15 protein-coding genes are annotated in these 17,287 nt (G+C 65.6%); 5 read left to right on the top strand and 10 right to left on the bottom strand.

Features of this window, described 5'->3' with window-relative positions:
• Window positions 1-12: 12 nt before the first annotated feature.
• The 8 genes from rseP to rpsB all read right to left on the bottom strand — a co-directional run bounded on the left by rseP (window position 13) and on the right by rpsB (window position 7,654).
• Window positions 13-1,353 (bottom strand): RIP metalloprotease RseP, encoded by a 1,341-nt coding sequence (gene rseP / locus FBX97_RS24505; RefSeq protein WP_141837629.1) that lies wholly within the window; start codon window positions 1,351-1,353, stop codon window positions 13-15.
• Window positions 1,354-1,374: 21 nt separating this feature from the next.
• Window positions 1,375-2,544, bottom strand: coding sequence for a 1-deoxy-D-xylulose-5-phosphate reductoisomerase (gene ispC, locus FBX97_RS24500; protein ID WP_141837627.1), 1,170 nt, complete (start codon window positions 2,542-2,544; stop codon window positions 1,375-1,377).
• Between the two features lie 121 nt (window positions 2,545-2,665).
• On the bottom strand, window positions 2,666-3,493 hold the full coding sequence (locus tag FBX97_RS24495; protein ID WP_141837625.1) for a phosphatidate cytidylyltransferase: 828 nt from the start codon (window positions 3,491-3,493) through the stop codon (window positions 2,666-2,668).
• The gene (uppS, locus tag FBX97_RS24490) at window positions 3,493-4,251 is read right to left on the bottom strand and encodes a polyprenyl diphosphate synthase (protein WP_141837623.1); all 759 of its coding nucleotides are present in this window, start codon (window positions 4,249-4,251) and stop codon (window positions 3,493-3,495) included. The genes FBX97_RS24495 and uppS overlap by 1 nt, the downstream gene beginning before the upstream one ends.
• 136 nt (window positions 4,252-4,387) lie before the next feature.
• Complete coding sequence (gene frr / locus FBX97_RS24485) at window positions 4,388-4,948, bottom strand: ribosome recycling factor (protein WP_141837621.1); 561 nt, start codon at window positions 4,946-4,948, stop codon at window positions 4,388-4,390.
• A 33-nt stretch (window positions 4,949-4,981) separates the two neighbouring features.
• Complete coding sequence (pyrH, locus tag FBX97_RS24480) at window positions 4,982-5,698, bottom strand: UMP kinase (protein WP_141837619.1); 717 nt, start codon at window positions 5,696-5,698, stop codon at window positions 4,982-4,984.
• Window positions 5,699-5,835: 137 nt separating this feature from the next.
• Entirely contained in the window at window positions 5,836-6,744 is a 909-nt protein-coding gene (tsf, locus tag FBX97_RS24475) for a translation elongation factor Ts (RefSeq protein ID WP_141837617.1), read from the bottom strand.
• A gap of 163 nt (window positions 6,745-6,907) precedes the next feature.
• Window positions 6,908-7,654, bottom strand: coding sequence for a 30S ribosomal protein S2 (rpsB, locus tag FBX97_RS24470; protein ID WP_141837615.1), 747 nt, complete (start codon window positions 7,652-7,654; stop codon window positions 6,908-6,910).
• Window positions 7,655-7,935: 281 nt separating this feature from the next.
• Here rpsB and map point away from each other — a divergent pair, with 281 nt between their 5' ends.
• From map to FBX97_RS24455, 3 genes are all read left to right on the top strand, one after another.
• Window positions 7,936-8,763 (top strand): type I methionyl aminopeptidase, encoded by an 828-nt coding sequence (map, locus tag FBX97_RS24465; protein ID WP_141838132.1) that lies wholly within the window; start codon window positions 7,936-7,938, stop codon window positions 8,761-8,763.
• Window positions 8,764-8,780: 17 nt separating this feature from the next.
• A complete protein-coding gene (locus FBX97_RS24460) occupies window positions 8,781-11,375 on the top strand; it encodes a [protein-PII] uridylyltransferase (protein WP_141837613.1) in 2,595 nt (864 codons plus the stop codon).
• Window positions 11,376-11,520: 145 nt separating this feature from the next.
• Complete coding sequence (locus FBX97_RS24455; RefSeq protein WP_141837611.1) at window positions 11,521-12,267, top strand: pseudouridine synthase; 747 nt, start codon at window positions 11,521-11,523, stop codon at window positions 12,265-12,267.
• A 63-nt stretch (window positions 12,268-12,330) separates the two neighbouring features.
• On the opposite strand, the gene FBX97_RS24450 is transcribed toward FBX97_RS24455, so the two are convergent.
• The gene (locus FBX97_RS24450) at window positions 12,331-12,651 is read right to left on the bottom strand and encodes a hypothetical protein (protein ID WP_141837609.1); all 321 of its coding nucleotides are present in this window, start codon (window positions 12,649-12,651) and stop codon (window positions 12,331-12,333) included.
• 115 nt (window positions 12,652-12,766) lie between these two features.
• Window positions 12,767-14,962 carry an ATP-binding protein gene (locus tag FBX97_RS24445; protein ID WP_141837607.1) on the bottom strand — a complete coding sequence of 732 codons (2,196 nt, stop codon included), beginning with the start codon at window positions 14,960-14,962 and terminating at the stop codon, window positions 12,767-12,769.
• Window positions 14,963-15,160: 198 nt separating this feature from the next.
• Here FBX97_RS24445 and FBX97_RS24440 point away from each other — a divergent pair, with 198 nt between their 5' ends.
• The gene (locus FBX97_RS24440) at window positions 15,161-16,678 is read left to right on the top strand and encodes a peptide MFS transporter (RefSeq protein WP_141837605.1); all 1,518 of its coding nucleotides are present in this window, start codon (window positions 15,161-15,163) and stop codon (window positions 16,676-16,678) included.
• A gap of 70 nt (window positions 16,679-16,748) precedes the next feature.
• Entirely contained in the window at window positions 16,749-17,285 is a 537-nt protein-coding gene (locus tag FBX97_RS24435) for a GNAT family N-acetyltransferase (RefSeq protein ID WP_141837603.1), read from the top strand.
• Window positions 17,286-17,287 lie beyond the last annotated feature (2 nt).

Genomic DNA, 17,287 nt, shown 5'->3' with positions numbered 1-17,287 from the left:
GATGTCCCTTTTTCAAAGCGGCCGCACCAGGTCGTTGAAGACGGCAAGCGCCATCAGCATGAACAGCAGGCCCGCCCCAACCCGCTGCGCCATCTCGGCGAAGCGCTCGGACAAGGGGCGTCCGGTCAAAACTTCCAGCGAATAATACAGCAAATGGCCACCATCCAGAATGGGAATTGGTAACAGATTCATTATGCCAAGACTGATACTGACAAAGGCAATAAACTCCAGAAATGGCTCTACGCCGTAGCTTGCGGCCTGGTTCGCGACCTTGGCGATGGTGATCGGGCCTGTTACATTCTTTAAGGACGCTTCCCCGACGATCATCTTGCCGATCATCTTGAGCGTCAGCGTCGCGGTCTCCCAGGTGCGCTGCACGCCGCGTCCCAGCGCGTCGAACAGGCCGGCGCGCACGGTCACCATCTCGGGCGACTGGGCCAGCATCACGCGCGCCAGGCCTTCGCCGCTGCGCGCTTCGCGCTCCGGCGTCAAGGTCACGCGCAGCGGCTGGCCGCCACGCTCGAGGTCGAGCTGCACGGCGCGGCCGGGGGCGGCGCCGATGGCGCGCTTGAAGTCGACGAAGTCGGCCAGCGGCTTGCCGTCGACCGCCACCAGCACGTCGCCCTGGCGCAGGCCGGCACGGGCGCCGGGACCGTCGGGCAAGACCTGGTCGATCGACGGACGCGGGCGCCACATCGGCATGCCCAGTAGCGTCATCACGTCGCTGTCGACGTCGAGCGCGGCGATGCGCGCGGCCGGCAGCACCGCGCGGTAGCTGTCGCCGCGGGCGCCGCGCAGCGTCAGGTCGGCTTCGCGCTTGTCCATGGCGGCGCGGATGATTTCCCAGCGCAGTTCGGTCCAGGCCTGTACCTGCCGGCCGTTGACGGCGGTGACGGCGTCGCCGCCGCGGATGCCGGCCTGGTAAGCGACGCTGTTGGTCGCCATGGCGCCCAGGCGCGTGCCCGGTTCGTCCTTGCCGTGCATGTACAGGCCGGCGATGACGACGATCGCCAGCAGGAAGTTGGCGAGCGGGCCGGCGGCAACGATGGCGATGCGCTTCCACACGTTCTGGCCGGTGAACTCGCGCGCCACATCGGCATCAGGAACCGGACCCGTGGTCGGGTCACGCCTGTCGAGCATCTTGACGTAGCCGCCGATCGGCAGCGCCGACACCGCCCATTCGGTCTGGTCCGGCCCGAAGCGGCGCGACCACACGACGCGGCCCATGCCGATCGAGAAGCGCAGCACCTTGACGCCGCACAGGCGCGCCACCGCGTAGTGGCCCAGCTCATGGAAGATGACCAGGGGCCCGAGCGCCAGCACGAAGGCCAGCGCCATCTGAATGACATTCATTGCCCTACTCCCTCAATAGAATCAATGCGCCGAGACGATGGCTTCGGCGGCCGCGCGCGCGCGTGCATCCTGCGCCATCACGGCCTCGATGCTGGAGGCGGCGCCGTGCGGGTTGTCGTCCATCACGCGGCGTACCACGCGGTCGATGTCGCGGAAGCCGATGCGGCGGTCCAGGAAGGCCTGCACCGCGACTTCGTTTGCCGCGTTCAGCAGGGCCGGCGCGGTGCCGCCGGCGCGCAAGGCGTCGAAAGCCAGTGCCAGGCAGGGGAAGCGCGCGAAATCGGGCTGGTGGAACTGCAGTGCCGACCAGGCGGTGAGATCGAGCGGCGCCACGCCCGACACGATGCGCTCCGGATAGGCCAGCGCGTGCGCGATCGGGGTGCGCATGTCGGGGTTACCCAGCTGCGCCAGCACCGAACCGTCGGCGTAGGACACCATCGAATGGATCACGCTCTGCGGATGGATCAGCACCTCGATGCGGTCGGCCGGGGCGCCGAACAGCCAGTGGGCCTCGATCACTTCCAGGCCCTTGTTCATCATGGTGGCCGAGTCGACCGAGATCTTGCGTCCCATCGACCAGTTCGGATGCTTGCACGCTTCTTCCGGCGTCACATGCTCCAGCGTCTCGACCGCGCGTTGCAGGAAGGGGCCGCCGGACGCGGTCAGCAGGATCTTCGAGACGCCGGCAGCGTCGAGATCGCGCGCATAGTGGGCAGGCAGCGACTGGAAGATCGCATTGTGCTCGCTGTCGATCGGCAGCAGGGTCGCCTTGTGCTCGCGCACCGCGTCCATGAACAGCTGGCCGGACATCACCAGCGCTTCCTTGTTGGCCAGCAGGACCTTCTTGCCGGCGCGGGCGGCGGCCAGGGTCGGCGCCAGGCCGGCGGCACCGACGATGGCCGCCATCACGGTGTCGGTGTCGGCGCTGGAGGCGATCTCGCACAGTGCCCGCTCGCCGTAGTCGACGTCGATGTCGAGGCCGGCGAGCAGTTCGCGCAGGCGCGTTGCCGCCTCCGCCGAGCCGACCACGGCGCGTTGCGGACGGAATTGACGGCACTGGGCCGCCAGTTCGTCGACGCGGCCGTGGGCGCTGAGGGCGGCCACGCGGTAGGTTTCGGGATGACGCGCGAGCACGTCAAGGGTCGAGACGCCGATCGAGCCGGTGGCGCCCAGGATGGTGATGCGTTGCATGGGGATTTCCATTAGAGGACGCAGCAGAAAAGATCGGCCAGACTGCAGAGACAGCGATTTTGCACCGAAGTTGCAAAAACCTGAAGCCGCCTTGATGCCGCGTCCATGTCGAAGCGGAAGATTACAGCCGCGAGCCGATCAGGGCTGCGAGCGGCAAGACCGGGATCAGGGCGTCGATACGGTCGAGCACGCCACCGTGGCCGGGCAGCAGGTTGCTGCTGTCCTTCATCTGTGCGCGGCGCTTGAGCTGGGATTCGAACAGGTCGCCAACCACGCTGGCGGCCGTCATCAGCACCAGGATCGCGATCAGGGCCGGCCAGCCGAAGGTGTGCTGGGCACGCACCGCGAAGGTGTCGGCGAACGCCGGACCGCCGAAGGCGACGGTCAGCGACGCGATCACCAGGACCGCGATGCCGCCGCCGATCGCGCCTTCCCACGACTTGCCCGGCGAGATCGTCGGCGCCAGCTTGCGCTTGCCGAAGGCCTTGCCGGCGAAATAGGCGCCGATGTCGGCTACCCAGACGATCGCCATCACCGACAGCAGGTACCACGGCGAATGCGAGAACAGGTCGACGATGGACGCGAAGCAGCCGACCACGGCAAAACCGTAGACCAGGCTCAGCAGCGTGTTCGCGGGCGTGCCCAGCGCGGGCAGACCGGTCTTCAGCGACGGCACGAAGCGCGCGATCCACAACGCCAGGCTGAGCGCGGCCCACACGGCCGTGTTCAGCTTTCCGAACTGCAGCGCGATGCCGAAGGCCACGGTCCAGATGATGGCGATGATGTGGGCGTTCTGGGTGCCTGGATTGAACAGGCGGAAACATTCCCAGATCGCGGCGCCGAAGAACACGGTCGCCACCAGCGCAAACGCCGTGAAATTGTTGAAATAGAGTACTGGCAACAAAATGGCCAGCAGGACGATGGCGGTGACGACGCGGGTTTTCAGCATCAGCTTGTCTTGGCGTTGTTGGAAACTTGCTCGCCGGTGCGGCCGAAGCGGCGTTCGCGGCTCTGGTAGGAGGCAATCGCGGTGTCCAGCGACGCGGGCGAGAAATCGGGCCAGAAGGTGTCGGTGAAGTACAGCTCGGAATAGGCCAGCTGCCACAGCAGGAAGTTCGAGATGCGCTCTTCGCCGCCGGTACGGATGAACAGGTCCGGCTCGGGTGCGTAGGCCATGGCCAGGTGCGGTGCCAGCATCTCTTCGGTGAATTCGGTCACGCCCGGATTGGCGGCGATCATCTTGCTGGTGGCCTGCATGATGTCCCAGCGGCCGCCGTAGTTGGCGCAGATGCTGACGGTCAGGCGGGTGTTGCCGGCGGTGCGGCGCTCGGCATTCGCGATCATGTCCTGCAGCTTGGCGTCGAAGCGCGACAGGTCGCCGACGACTTTCAGGCGGATGTTATTCGCGTGCATCTTCGCCACTTCGCGCTCTAGCGCGCTGACGAACAGGCCCATCAGGTAAGACACCTCGTCGGCCGGACGGCGCCAGTTTTCCGAGGAAAATGCAAACAGCGTCAGGTACTCGACGCCGCGATCCACGCAGCTTTCGACAATCTTGCGCACGGCGTCCACGCCCTTGACGTGGCCGGCGACACGCGGCAGCAGCCGTTTCGTTGCCCAGCGGCCATTACCATCCATGATGATGGCGATATGGCGCGGCACCGTCGGCGCGTCGGGTACTGCGGTGGTCGAACTTTTGAAAATCATAAATCAGGGAACACGGCGATAAAAATGGGCTGCAAGCAAAACAGAAGGAACAGCCCCAATAGGGAACGGACCGACCAGGCTATCCTGGCCGGTCCGCCTCGCGACAGGGAGGGCGCAGGCGCCCTCACCCGCCATCTTACACCGTCATGATCTCTTTTTCTTTCTCGACAACCATCTTGTCGATATCGGCGATCGCTTTGTCGGTCAACTTCTGGACGTCTTCCGACGCGCGGCGCTCGTCGTCTTCCGAGATGGCCTTGTCCTTGACCAGCTTCTTGAGCTGCTCGTTGGCATCGCGGCGCACGTTGCGCACGGCGATCTTGCCGTCTTCCGCTTCCGACTTGACCAGCTTGACCATTTCCTTGCGGCGCTCTTCGGTCAGGGCCGGGGTCGGCACGCGGACCATTTCGCCGAAGGTCGACGGGTTCAGGCCCAGGTCGGAATCGCGGATCGCCTTTTCGATGGCGTTCAGCATTTTCTTCTCGTAGGGCGTGACGCCGATGGTACGGGCGTCGATCAGCGTCAGGTTGGCCACCATCGGCAGCGCGGTCGGCGAACCGTAGTAGTCGACCATCACGTGGTCGAGGATGCCGGTGTGGGCGCGGCCGGTGCGGACCTTGGCCAGGTCGGCCTTGAGGGTGTCGATGGACTTGGCCATCTTGTCCTGGGCGGTTTTCTTCACGTCAGCGACGGACATGCTGCTCTCCTTGATGCAATAACAATATTATTTTTAAACGTGTACCAGTGTACCCTCGTCTTCGCCCATAATCACGCGCTTGAGCGCGCCGGGCTTGACGATCGAAAACACCTTGATCGGGAGCTTCTGGTCGCGGCACAGGGCGAACGCGGTCGCATCCATCACTTGCAGCTGCTTGGTGATCGCCTCGTCGAAGGAGATCGACTCGTAGCGGGTCGCGTTGGCGTCCTTCTTCGGATCGGCAGTATATACGCCATCGACCTTGGTTGCCTTCAGCACGATCTCGGCCGAGATCTCGGAGCCGCGCAGCGCGGCGGCGGTATCGGTGGTGAAGAACGGGTTGCCGGTGCCGGCCGCGAACACCACGACCTTGCCTTCTTCGAGGTACTGCAGCGCCTTCGGACGCACGTAGGGCTCGACCACCTGCTCGATGCCGATCGCCGACATCACGCGCGCGGTGATGCCCTGCTGGCGCATGGCATCGGCCAGGGCCAGCGCATTCATGACGGTGGCCAGCATGCCCATGTAGTCCGCGGTCGCGCGGTCCATGCCCTGCGCACCCGGCGCCACGCCACGGAAGATGTTACCGCCGCCAATCACTACCGCCAGCTCCACACCCAGCTTCTGCACCTCGGCCACGTCGGCGACCATGCGTTCGATGGTGGCGCGGTTGATGCCGAACTGGTCGTCGCCCATCAGCGCTTCGCCAGACAGTTTGAGAAGGACTCGTTGGTAGGCTGGTTTTGTCATGAATGGGGCTCCTAGAGAAAGATATTTCGAATTCGGTGTTGCGCGCACGAGGGTCACCCATGCGGAGGGTGCGACTACATTACAAACGCGTCATGTTACAAAAACGGGCCTTTCGGCCCGTCGTGTCTTACTTTTTATTACTGTTTTACTGCAGCCATCTGGGCTGCGACTTCTGCTGCGAAGTCGTCGACCTTCTTCTCGATGCCCTCGCCGACCACGTACATGGTGAACGACTTGATCGAGGTGTTGGCGGCCTTCAGCATGGCTTCGACGCTCTGCTTGTCGTTCTTCACGAACGCCTGGTTCAGCAGCGACACTTCCTTCAGGTACTTCTGGACCGAACCGTCGATACGCTTGGCGACGATCTCGGCCGATTGCGGCTGCTTGCCGGCGGCAGTCGCGGCATCCGCGTCTTCCTGGGCTTTCAGCTGGGCAACCGAACGCTCTTTTTCGATCAGTTCGGCCGGCACTTGCTCGGACGACAGCGACACCGGCTTCATCGCGGCGATGTGCATGGCGACGTCTTTACCAACCTGCTCGTCGGCGCCTTCGTAGTCGACGATCACGCCGATACGGGTGCCGTGCAGGTACGAAGCCAGCTTGCCGGTGGTTTCGAAACGCTGGAAGCGGCGCACGGTCATATTCTCGCCGATTTTGCCGATCAGTGCCGTACGCACGTCGTCGAAGGTCTTGCCGTCGACCGGCAGTGCGGCCAGGGCGGCGACGTCGGCCGGGTTGTTCTCGGCGACCAGCTTGGCAGCCAGGTTGCACAGGGCCAGGAAGTCGTCGTTCTTGGCGACGAAGTCGGTTTCGCTGTTCACTTCGACCAGCGCGCCGACGTTGCCGGCCACGTAGGCAGCCACGACGCCTTCTGCGGTCACGCGGGCAGCGGCTTTCGACGCCTTGCCGCCCAGCTTGACGCGCAGGATCTCTTCGGCACGTGCCATGTCGCCTTCGGCTTCGGTCAGTGCCTTCTTGCATTCCATCATCGGGGCGTCGGTCTTGGCGCGCAGTTCGCCAACCATCGCTGCAGTAATCGCTGCCATGTTGTTTCTCCTAATATTGACGTTCTAGATACGGATGCGGGGTGCGTTTGCTTCACCACCGCGTATTCTGCTTAAAAAAAGGGGCGCTCGGCGCCCCCTTAGTCTGTTGCTTGCATGATCGGCTTGCCGCTCATGCAAGCAACAGTGGCCTTACTTATGTTTATTACGCCTGCTCGGAGACTTCGACGAAGTCGTCAGCCGACTTGACCATCTCGGCGACTTCGTTGGTCGCGTTGGCACGGCCTTCCAGGATCGCATCGGCGACGCCGCGTGCGTACAGGGTGATCGCTTTCGACGAGTCGTCGTTACCCGGGATCACGTGGGTCACGCCTTCCGGCGAGTGGTTGGTGTCGACCACGCCGATGACCGGGATGCCCAGCTTGCCGGCTTCGGTGATGGCGCCCTTGTGGTAGCCGACGTCGACGACGAAGATCGCGTCCGGCACGCCCTGCAGGTCCTTGATGCCGCCGATCGACTTCTGCAGCTTTTCCAGTTCGCGCGAGAACATCAGCGCTTCTTTCTTCGACATCTTCTCGACTTCACCCGATTCGATCGCGGCTTCCATGTCCTTCAGGCGCTTGATCGAGGTCTTGATGGTCTTGAAGTTGGTCAGCATGCCGCCCAGCCAGCGCTGGTCGACGTACGGCACGCCTGCGCGTGCGGCTTCAGCGGCGATGATGTCGCGCGCTTGACGCTTGGTGCCGACCAGCAGGATGGTGCCGCGGTTGGCAGCGATCTGCTTGATGGTCTTCATCGCATCCTGGTACATCGCCATGGTTTTTTCCAGGTTGATGATGTGGATCTTGTTGCGATGACCGAAGATGAACGGTGCCATTTTCGGGTTCCAGAAACGGGTCTGGTGGCCGAAGTGAACACCGGCTTCCAGCATTTCGCGCATAGTAACGGACATATGATTCTCCAGGGTTAAGTCTTGAATAACGGCCGGTACACCTGTGACAGGCACCCTTGTCGGCCGCATTCGCGATTCAATAAATAAAAGGCTGTAAAAAGACAGTTTTTACAACATTGCCCGATGTGGATACGAGCAACCCGAGATTCTAGCGGGATTCGTGCCCGATTTCAAGCGCGCCGAACCCGCATCCTCTTCCGGAAGCGGCCGGCCGCCCCTGCGGCCGTCCAGTCGCATCATATATAATGGCCCCCATCGACGATTGCAGGACAAGAAAGACCATCATGACCATCTCCATCAAGACCCCGGAAGACATCGAAGGCATGCGCATCGCCGGCCGCCTCGGCGCCGAAGTGCTCGACTACATCACGCCTTTCGTGAAGCCGGGCGTGACCACGGGCGAACTCGACCGCCTGTGCCACGAATACATGGTGAGCGTGCAGGGCACGATCCCGGCCCCGCTGAACTACGCGCCGCCAGGCTACACCCCGTTCCCGAAAGCGGTCTGCACCTCGGTCAACGACGTGATCTGCCACGGCATCCCGGGCGACAAGGTGCTCAAGAACGGCGACGTGCTGAACATCGACGTCACCGTCATCACCAAGGATGGCTACCACGGCGACAACAGCCGCATGTTCTTCGTCGGCGAACCGTCGAAGCTGGCGCGCCGCCTGTCCGAGATCACCTACGAATGCATGTGGATCGGCATCGAGAAGGTCAAGCCGGGCGCGCGCCTGGGCGACATCGGCTACGCGATCCAGAAGCATGCCGAAGCCGCCGGCTACAGCGTGGTGCGCGAGTTCTGCGGCCACGGCATCGGCAAGGTGTTCCATGAAGAGCCGCAGATCCTGCACTACGGCCGCCCCGGCACCGGCGAGGAAATCCAGGCCGGCATGATCTTCACGATCGAGCCCATGATCAACGCCGGCCGCCGCGAAATCCGCGAAATGCCGGACGGCTGGACCATCAAGACCAAGGACCGCAGCCTGTCGGCCCAGTGGGAACACATGATCCTGGTCACCGAGACCGGCTATGAAGTGCTGACGACTTCCGCCGGCAGCCCGCCGCCGCCGGCCATCGTGCGCCCGCAGGACGCGGTCCCGGCCTGAGTACCCAGCGCGCATCCATGTCCAGCCCCTCCACCGCCGACGCCAGCGTCCAGCAACTCCCGCTCCAGCTGAAGGGGCGCCTGAAGTCCGAGCGCCAGCTCGTCATCGCCGCCTTCCAGGAAGACGGCAAGCCCGAGAAGCTGCTGCGCGCGCTGCGCCAGAGTGTCGACGGCGTGCTGGCCGACGCCTGGCGCGCGGCCGGCCTGCCGGCCAACACGGCGCTGGTCGGCGTCGGCGGCTACGGCCGCGGCGAACTGTTCCCCTATTCCGACGTCGACCTCCTGATCCTGCTCGGCCAGCCGGCCGACGCCATCACCCAGGCCCGGCTCGAGCAGTTCGTGCAGCTGCTGTGGGACCTCGGCCTGGAAATCGGCCACAGCATCCGCACCGTCGACGAGTGCATGACGGAATCGAAGGCCGACATCACCGTGCAGACCAGCCTGCTGGAAGCGCGCCTGGTATGCGGCAGCGAGCCCCTGTTCGAGGAACTGCAGCGCCGCTACGACGCGGCAATGGACCCGCAAGCCTTCTTCCATGCCAAGACCGCCGAGATGCGGCTGCGCCACGCCAAGTATGAATTCACGCCTTTCAGCCTGGAGCCGAACGTCAAGGAAAGCCCGGGCGCGCTGCGCGACCTGCAGGTGATCCTGTGGGTGGCCAAGGCGGCCGGCCTGGCCAGTTCCTGGGGCCAGCTGGCGATGCGCGGCCTGATCACGCGCGAGGAAGCGCGCCAGCTGATGGAAAAGGAATACGCGTTCAAGGACATCCGGGTGCGACTGCACCTGCAGACCCGGCGCCGCGAAGACCGCCTGGTGTTCGACGTCCAGACCGCGATCGCCGAGACCTTCGGCCTGAGTTCGACCGGCGAAGGCCTGGAAGCGCGCCGCGCCAGCGAATACCTGATGCAGCGCTACTACTGGGCCGCCAAGACAGTCACCCAGCTGAACACCATCCTGCTGCAGAACATCGAAGCCCAGCTGTTCCCGACGCCCCTGATCCCGGTGCCGGTCAACCCGCGCTTCAACGAGGTCGGCGGCTTCATCGACATCGCCCACGACGACACCTTCGAGGCCCACCCGTCCGCGGTGCTCGAGATCTTCGTGGTGATGACCGAGCGGCCCGACATCAAGGGCATGACGGCGCGCACCATGCGCGCGCTGTGGCATGCGCGCACGCTGATCGACGACGCCTTCCGCGCCGAACCGGCCAACCGCGCGCTGTTCCTGCGCGTGCTGCAGGCGCCGTCCGGCCTGGTGCACGCGCTGCGCCGCATGAACGACATGGGCATCCTGGGCCGCTACCTGCCGAACTTCCGGCGCATCATCGGCCAGATGCAGCACGATTTGTTTCACGTCTACACCGTCGACCAACATATCATGATGGTGGTGCGTAACATGCGCCGCTTCACGATGACCGAACACGCGCACGAATACCCGTTCTGCAGCCAGCTGATCGCCAACTTCCGCGACCGCTGGCTGCTGTACGTGGCCGCGCTGTTCCACGACATCGCCAAGGGCCGCGGCGGCGACCACTCGGAACTCGGCAAGCGCGACGTGCTCGAATTCTGCCGCGACCATGCGATCGCGGCGGACGACACCGAGCTGCTGGTGTTCCTGGTCGAACAGCACCTGACCATGTCGCAGGTGGCGCAGAAGCAGGACCTGTCGGATCCCGACGTGATCCAGGCCTTTGCCGCGCTGGTCAAGGACGAGCGCCACCTGACCGCGCTGTACCTGCTGACGGTGGCCGACATCCGCGGCACCAGCCCCAAGGTCTGGAACGCCTGGAAAGCCAAGCTGCTGGAAGACCTGTACAAGGTCACGCTGCGCGTGCTGGGCGGCGAGCCGCCGTCGGCCGACCGCGAACTGCGTGCGCGCCAGCAGGAAGCGCTGGCCACGCTGCGCCTGTTCGGCCTGCCCCCGGATGCCCACGAGGCGCTGTGGAAGCAGCTCGACGTCGCCTACTTCCTGCGCCACGACGCCTCCGACATCGCCTGGCAGACGCGCAGCCTGTACGGCCGCCTCGGCCTCGACAAGCCGGTGGTGAAATCGCGCCTGGCGCCGATCGGCGAAGGCCTGCAGGTGACAGTGTACGTGAAGGACCAGCCCGACCTGTTCGCGCGCATCTGCAGCTACTTCGACCGCAAGAACTTCTCGATCCTGGACGCCAAGATCCACACCACGCGCGACGGCTACGCGCTCGACACCTTCCTGATCACCGACGAGCATTTCGCCAACAGCTACCGCGACATCATCAACCTGATCGAGCACGAGCTGTGCGAAGTGCTGATGCGCCAGGAACCCTTGTGCCCGCCGCTGCGCGGCCGCCTGTCGCGCATGTCGCGCACCTTCCCGATCACGCCGACGGTCGACCTGCGCCCGGACGAACGCGGCCAGTTCTGGCTGCTCTCGATCGCCGCCAACGACCGTAACGGGCTGCTGTACTCGATCGCCAGCGTGCTGGCGCGCTACCGCATCAACCTGCACACGGCCAAGATCATGACCCTGGGCGAGCGGGTCGAGGACGTGTTCCTGGTCGATGGGCAGGCCTTGCACAACCAGCGGGTGCAGGTGCAGCTGGAGACCGAGCTGTTCGAGGCGCTCAAGATTTGAGTTAAACGCAAGACCGTCGCCCCTGCGAAAGCGCAATAGCTGCGCTATCGCCCCAAGTTGCACGCGCAGCCGTAATGCGAGCAAAATTGGGCCCCTGCCTCCGCAGGGGCGACGTCACTATTTTTCGCTTCTGTAAAACCGAACCATGACCGAACCAGTACGCCTCTCCAAACGCATGTCCGAACTCGGACTCTCCTCCCGCCGCGAAGCCGACGACTGGATTTCCAAGGGCTGGGTCCGCGTCGACGGCAAGGTGGTCTCCGAGCTGGGCAGCAAGGTGCTGCCGCACCAGAAGATCACCGTGGAGCGCCAGGCCGCGGCCGAGCAGTCCAAGCGCGTGACGGTGCTGATCCACAAGCCGGTCGGCTACGTCAGCGGCCAGGCAGAGGATGGCTACAAGCCGGCCGTGGTGCTGGTCAAGCCCGAGGCGCGCTGGGCCGATGATCCGTCGCCCGAGCAGTTCCACCCGACCCAGCTGCGCTCGCTGGTGCCGGCCGGCCGCCTCGACATCGATTCCACGGGGCTGCTGGTGCTGACCCAGGACGGCCGCATCGCCAAGCAGCTGATCGGCCAGGACACTTCCATCGAAAAGGAATACCTGGTGCGGGTGCAGTACACCAAGCCGGGGCGGCTGCCGGACGAGGACTTGCGCAAGCTGAACCACGGCCTCTGGATGGACGGCAAGCCACTGCTGCCGGCCAAGGTGCGCTGGCAGAACGACGACCAGTTGAGTTTTACGCTGAAGGAAGGTCGCAAGCGCCAGATCCGGCGCATGTGCGACATGGTGGGATTGAAGGTGGTGGGCTTGAAGCGCGTCCGCATCGGGCGCGTCAAGCTGGGGGATCTGCCGCCGGGGCAGTGGCGCTATCTGGGCCCCGACGAGCGGTTTTGATGAAACGCATGGACGGCAAGGCCTGCTCGCCGTCCACGACTAGCCGTCCGCGACTACCGTACTTCAGTGCAGGTGCCGGACCCGGGTCCACGGATCGAGCACATGCAGGTCGTCGAGCGCCGCGCGCGGACCCTCGACGCTGCCGCCGCTTTCCGGGTCCCACTCCAGCCGCAGCTTGGAACGTCCCTTGCGCAGGTCGATGCGCGCGTAATCGATCCAGACGTCGTCCTTGTTGTACTCGAAGGTCTTGATCCAGCCATCGTGCAAGAGGCTGTCGACTGCCTGCTGCAGCGCGAACGGCGGCAATCCGTCGATCGTTTTCGGTGTCAACTGGGGATCGCCCAGCACGTCCACATACCTGACCATTTCAGTAAGCCACGTCATGATTGCCTCCCATCTTCTCTTGATTTGATTCCAGTCTAGCGCGCCTGCTGAGCCTTAGACGTTAGCTGGCGCACGGAACGATCAAATGCAAGCAGGGTCATGCAGTCTATTTGTATCAGAGTGTATCAAGGTGGCCTGCCGCGCCCGTCTCGAAAGCGGCCTGCTCCAGTTCTTCCAGCCGCACCGGCTTCTTCAGGTGACGCGCGAAGCCGGCCTCCAGCGCACGCTGGACGTCGCCGGCCTGGCCGTAGCCGGTCACCGCCACCAGCCGGATCCCGCCCTGGGCCTGGAGCGCGCGCGCCACGTCGTAGCCGGACATGTCGGGCAGGTCGATGTCGACGAAGGCCAGCGCCGGCCGCTGCTGCGCGGCCAGCGCGATCGCGCTGCGCCCGTCCGCCGCGCCCAGCACGGTGCTGCCGCGCGACTGCAGCAGCGCGCACATCATGTCGCGCAGGTCGCCGTTGTCCTCGACCACCAGCACCCGCAGCCCGCGCAGCGCCGTACCCGCATCGGATCCCGGCGCCGCGCTGTCCGGCTGAATGGCTGTTGCAGCGGGTGCCAGCGGCAGGCGCACCGTGAAGCGGCTGCCGCATTGCGCGCCGGCGCTGTTCGCCTCGACGCTGCCGCCCTGCTGTTCGACCAGCGACTTGACCACCGCCAGCCCGATGCCGAGGCCGCCCTGGGCGCGGCTCAATACCTTCCCCTGCACGAACACGTCCCAGATACGCGGCAGCAGATCGGCATCGATACCCTTGCCGTCGTCCAGCACTTCGAGTTCGCCCATGCCGCCGGCGCTGCGCGTGGTGATGCGGATCTGGCCGCCGGCCGGCGTGTACTTGGCGGCATTCTCGACCAGGTTGCCGACGATCTGGGCCAGCCGCGTCGGATCGGCCTGCACCCGTACCGGCGCCAGCGCCAGCTCGACCCGGTGTTCGGCGGTCGCGCCCTGCAGCGTCATGGCGGCGTCGCGCACCGCGACTGCCAGGTCGAGCGGCACCGGCGCCAGCGTCACGCGCCCGCTCAGGACGCGGTTGGCGTCCAGCAGGTCGTCGACCAGGTGCGCCAGGTGGCGGCTCTGGCGCCCGATGATCTGGTGCGCGCGCTCGGCCTGCTCGCCCTTGACGCCCATCTGGATCAGCGCGATCGCGGAGCTGATCGCGCCCAGCGGATTGCGCAGCTCGTGGCCGAGCATGGCCAGGAATTCGTCCTTGGCGCGGTTCTGGGCTTCGGCGCTGCTGCGCGCCGCCTGCACCTCGGCCAGGTGACGCCGGCGCGAGGTCTCGGTCCGGATCAGGCGCGTGGAGACCGCCTGCATCACCGCCTGCAGCTTGTTCAACTCGGTGATGCGCAAATCGGCCGGCGGCGGCAGCCAGCCTTCGGCCATGCCCTCGGTGGCAGCGCCCAGGTACTCGGTGGCGACCAGCAGGCGCCGGCTGAACAAAAAGGCGCCCACGCAGGCCAGGCCGACCGCGCACAGCAGCGTGGCGGCGATCAGGCTGACCGCGTGTCCCGCGGTGGCTTCCAGTTCGGCCGCCGGCACCGCCACCGACGCGGTCCAGCCGGACAGCGCCGAGCGCGCCAGCACGCGCACCAGCTGCTCGCCGTCGCGGCCTTCGGTGGTTACCGTGTCCCGTCCCGACAGGATGGCTTGCCGCAGGTCGGCCTGCGGCTGGGTGGCGACGTGGGTGCTCCACTCGCGGTTGCGGGCGATGATGCTGGCGTCGCGGTCGAATACCGTCACCATCCAGGACGGCTGCACTTCCTTCGGCAGCAGGGCGTTCAGATGGCGCGCCTCGACCCATTGATCGAGCAGCATGCGGCTGCCGTCGGCCAGGCGCACCGGCAGCTCCACCGACACCACGTACCGGCGCGAGGCGCTGCCGATCACCAGGTCCGAGATGACCGGGCGGTCGCGCTCCAGCACGGCGCGCACGCGCCGGCGCGAGGCGGCGGTCGGCTCGCGGATCGCTTCGCCATAGGGCAGCACCGTATTGAACAGCTGCTGGGCGTCGGGCCGCAGCAGCGCCGTATGGCGCGGGCTGCCGGCATTGGCCGCGCGCGCCTGCGCATAAAAGGTCGGAAAGTCGCTGCGGTTCAGGGCCACCGAGGTCGCCAGCGCCTGCCCGCTGGCGATCGCCGCGGTGAGTTCCTGGTCCATCGCCAGTACCGTGGCGCGTGCCAGCTCCTGCATGCTGCGCTGTACCGCATGGCGTTCGGCGTCGAGCACCAGCGAGATGGCGATCGCCGAACCCAGGATCAGGGGCAGGAACACGGCCGCGGCCAGCAAGGTCAGGTGGGTACGCACTCTCATGGCGGATCGGCATATTGAACAGGCGAGCTCCGCATTCTATATTCGACAACGAGCCGCCGTCGACAAAAATCGAAACTGCATAACGCCTGTCAGTACGGGCGCCCCGCCCCGGACGGACCATTGCGCGAACGCCGGCTCTCGCGTAGCATCCGGGCATTGCCGGGCTCACGAGGCCGCCGGCCACCGTCCTGGAGTCCCATGAAAAACGAAATCCCCCCGCTGTCCCCCGCCCTCCCCTACACCCAGACCCGTTCCTTCCTGACCGTCGCCCTGATCGAACTGTGGGAACGCTTCGGCTACTACGGCATGCAGGCGCTGATCGTCTACTACATGGTCCAGCGCCTCGGCTTCGAAGACAGCCGCGCCAACATGGTGTGGAGCGCCGCCGCCGCCCTGATCTACGTGGCGCCCGCGATCGGCGGCTGGATCGGCGACAAGGTGCTGGGCACGCGCCGCAGCACCTACATCGGCGCCGTCATCCTGGCGCTCGGCTATGCGCTGATGGCGGTACCGTCCGAGAACACCTGGTTCATGTTCGGCGCCCTCGGCGTGGTGGTGGTCGGCAACGGCCTGTTCAAGCCGAACGCCGGCAACCTGGTGCGCAAGATCTACGAAGGCGACGATTCCAAGATCGACAGCGCCTTCACCCTGTACTACATGGCGGTCAACGTCGGCTCCACCGTCTCGATGCTGGCCACGCCCTGGATCAAGGATGCGGTCAACGCCGCCTACGGCAACCAGCTCGGCTGGCATGCCGCCTTCGCCGTGTGCGCGATCGGCCTGGTGGTCGGCCTGCTCAACGTGATGCTGATGCGCGCCACCATCGCCCACATCGGTTCGCTGCCCGACGAGCGCCCGGTCGACGCCGGCAAGCTGCTGGCGGTGCTGGCCGGCGGCGTGGTGCTGGCCGCGGCGGCGGCCGTGATCCTGGAATACCAGTCGCTGGCGCGCGCCTTCGTGTACGCGGCCGGCGTGGTCCTGCTGGGTATCTTCATCCACCTGATCCGCAAGAGCGCACCGAGCGAGCGCGCCGGCCTCTCCGCAGCGCTGGTGCTGACCGCGCAGATCGTGTTCTTCTTCATCTTCTACCAGCAGATGTCGACCTCGCTGTCGCTGTTCGCGCTGCGTAACGTCGACCTCGACTTCAGCGTGTTCGGCGCCCACCTGTGGACCTGGTCGCCGGCCCAGTTCCAGGCCCTGAACGCGATCTGGATCATGGTGCTGTCGCCGGTGCTGGCCTGGGCCTATTCCGCCGCCGGCCGCTCGGGCAAGGACCTGTCGATCGCCGCCAAGTTCGCGCTCGGCTTCTTCTCCGTGGCCCTGGGCTTCTTCGCCTACGGCGTGGCCGGCGCCTTTGCCGTCAACGGCCTGACCTCGTCGTGGATCATGATCATCGGCTACGGCCTGTACTCGCTGGGCGAGCTGCTGGTGTCGGGCCTGGGCCTGGCGATGATCGCGCGCTACGTGCCGGCGCGCATGGGCGGCTTCATGATGGGTGCATATTATGTCGCCGTCGGCATCTCGCAGTACCTGGGCGGCGTGGTCGCCAACCTGGCCAGCGTGCCGAGCGACGTCACCGATCCGGTGCAGACCCTGCCGATCTATACCAGCCTGTTCAACAAGCTGGGCATGGGCGCCGTGGCCTGCACGGTGCTGGCGCTGGTGGCGCTGCCGCTGGTGCGGCGCCTGACCGCCGCCCACCAGGCCCATCAATGACGGCTTGAACATTTGCTATGATCGAAGGCGCGTCCGCGGACGCGCCTTTTTTCATTCATGGACCGCGAAGATGACGATACTGACCACCGAACGCCTGCGCTTCGAACCTTTCGACGCCGTCCACCTGGACGGCCTGCAAACCATGAACCGCGATCCCGAGGTCCAGCGCTACCTGCTGGGACGCCCCGAGACGCCCGAGGAAACCCTGGCCTCGATCGGCCGCGTCAAGGCACGCTGGGCCGCGCTGGGCTACAGCTGGTGGGCGTTCATCGAGCGCGACAGCGGCGAACTGGTGGGCGCCGGCTGCATCCAGCACCTCGGCCACGACCCGGCCAACCCGCACGAAATCGGCTGGCGCCTGCGGCGCGACCGCTGGGGCATGGGCCTGGCGTCGGAAGCGGCGCGGGAACTGGTGCGGCACGGCTTCGAGGGGCTGCAGGCGCCGCTGCTGTGCGCGATCCGGCATCCGGGGAATGCGGGGTCGGCGCGGGTGATGGACAAGCTGGGCATGCGCTATGCCGGGCTGCAGCGCTGGGGCGGAGAGGAAGTGGCAGTGCACCAACTGGGGCGTGACGACTGGATCGGCCGCCACCCCGCGGGCGCGTAAAC

This window comes from Herbaspirillum sp. SJZ107 (assembly GCF_006715485.1).
In the GTDB taxonomy this organism is placed as follows: Bacteria; Pseudomonadota; Gammaproteobacteria; order Burkholderiales; family Burkholderiaceae_D; genus Telluria.
Note: the sequence above shows the minus strand (reverse complement) of the source record. Positions and strands in the feature narration are given on the sequence as shown.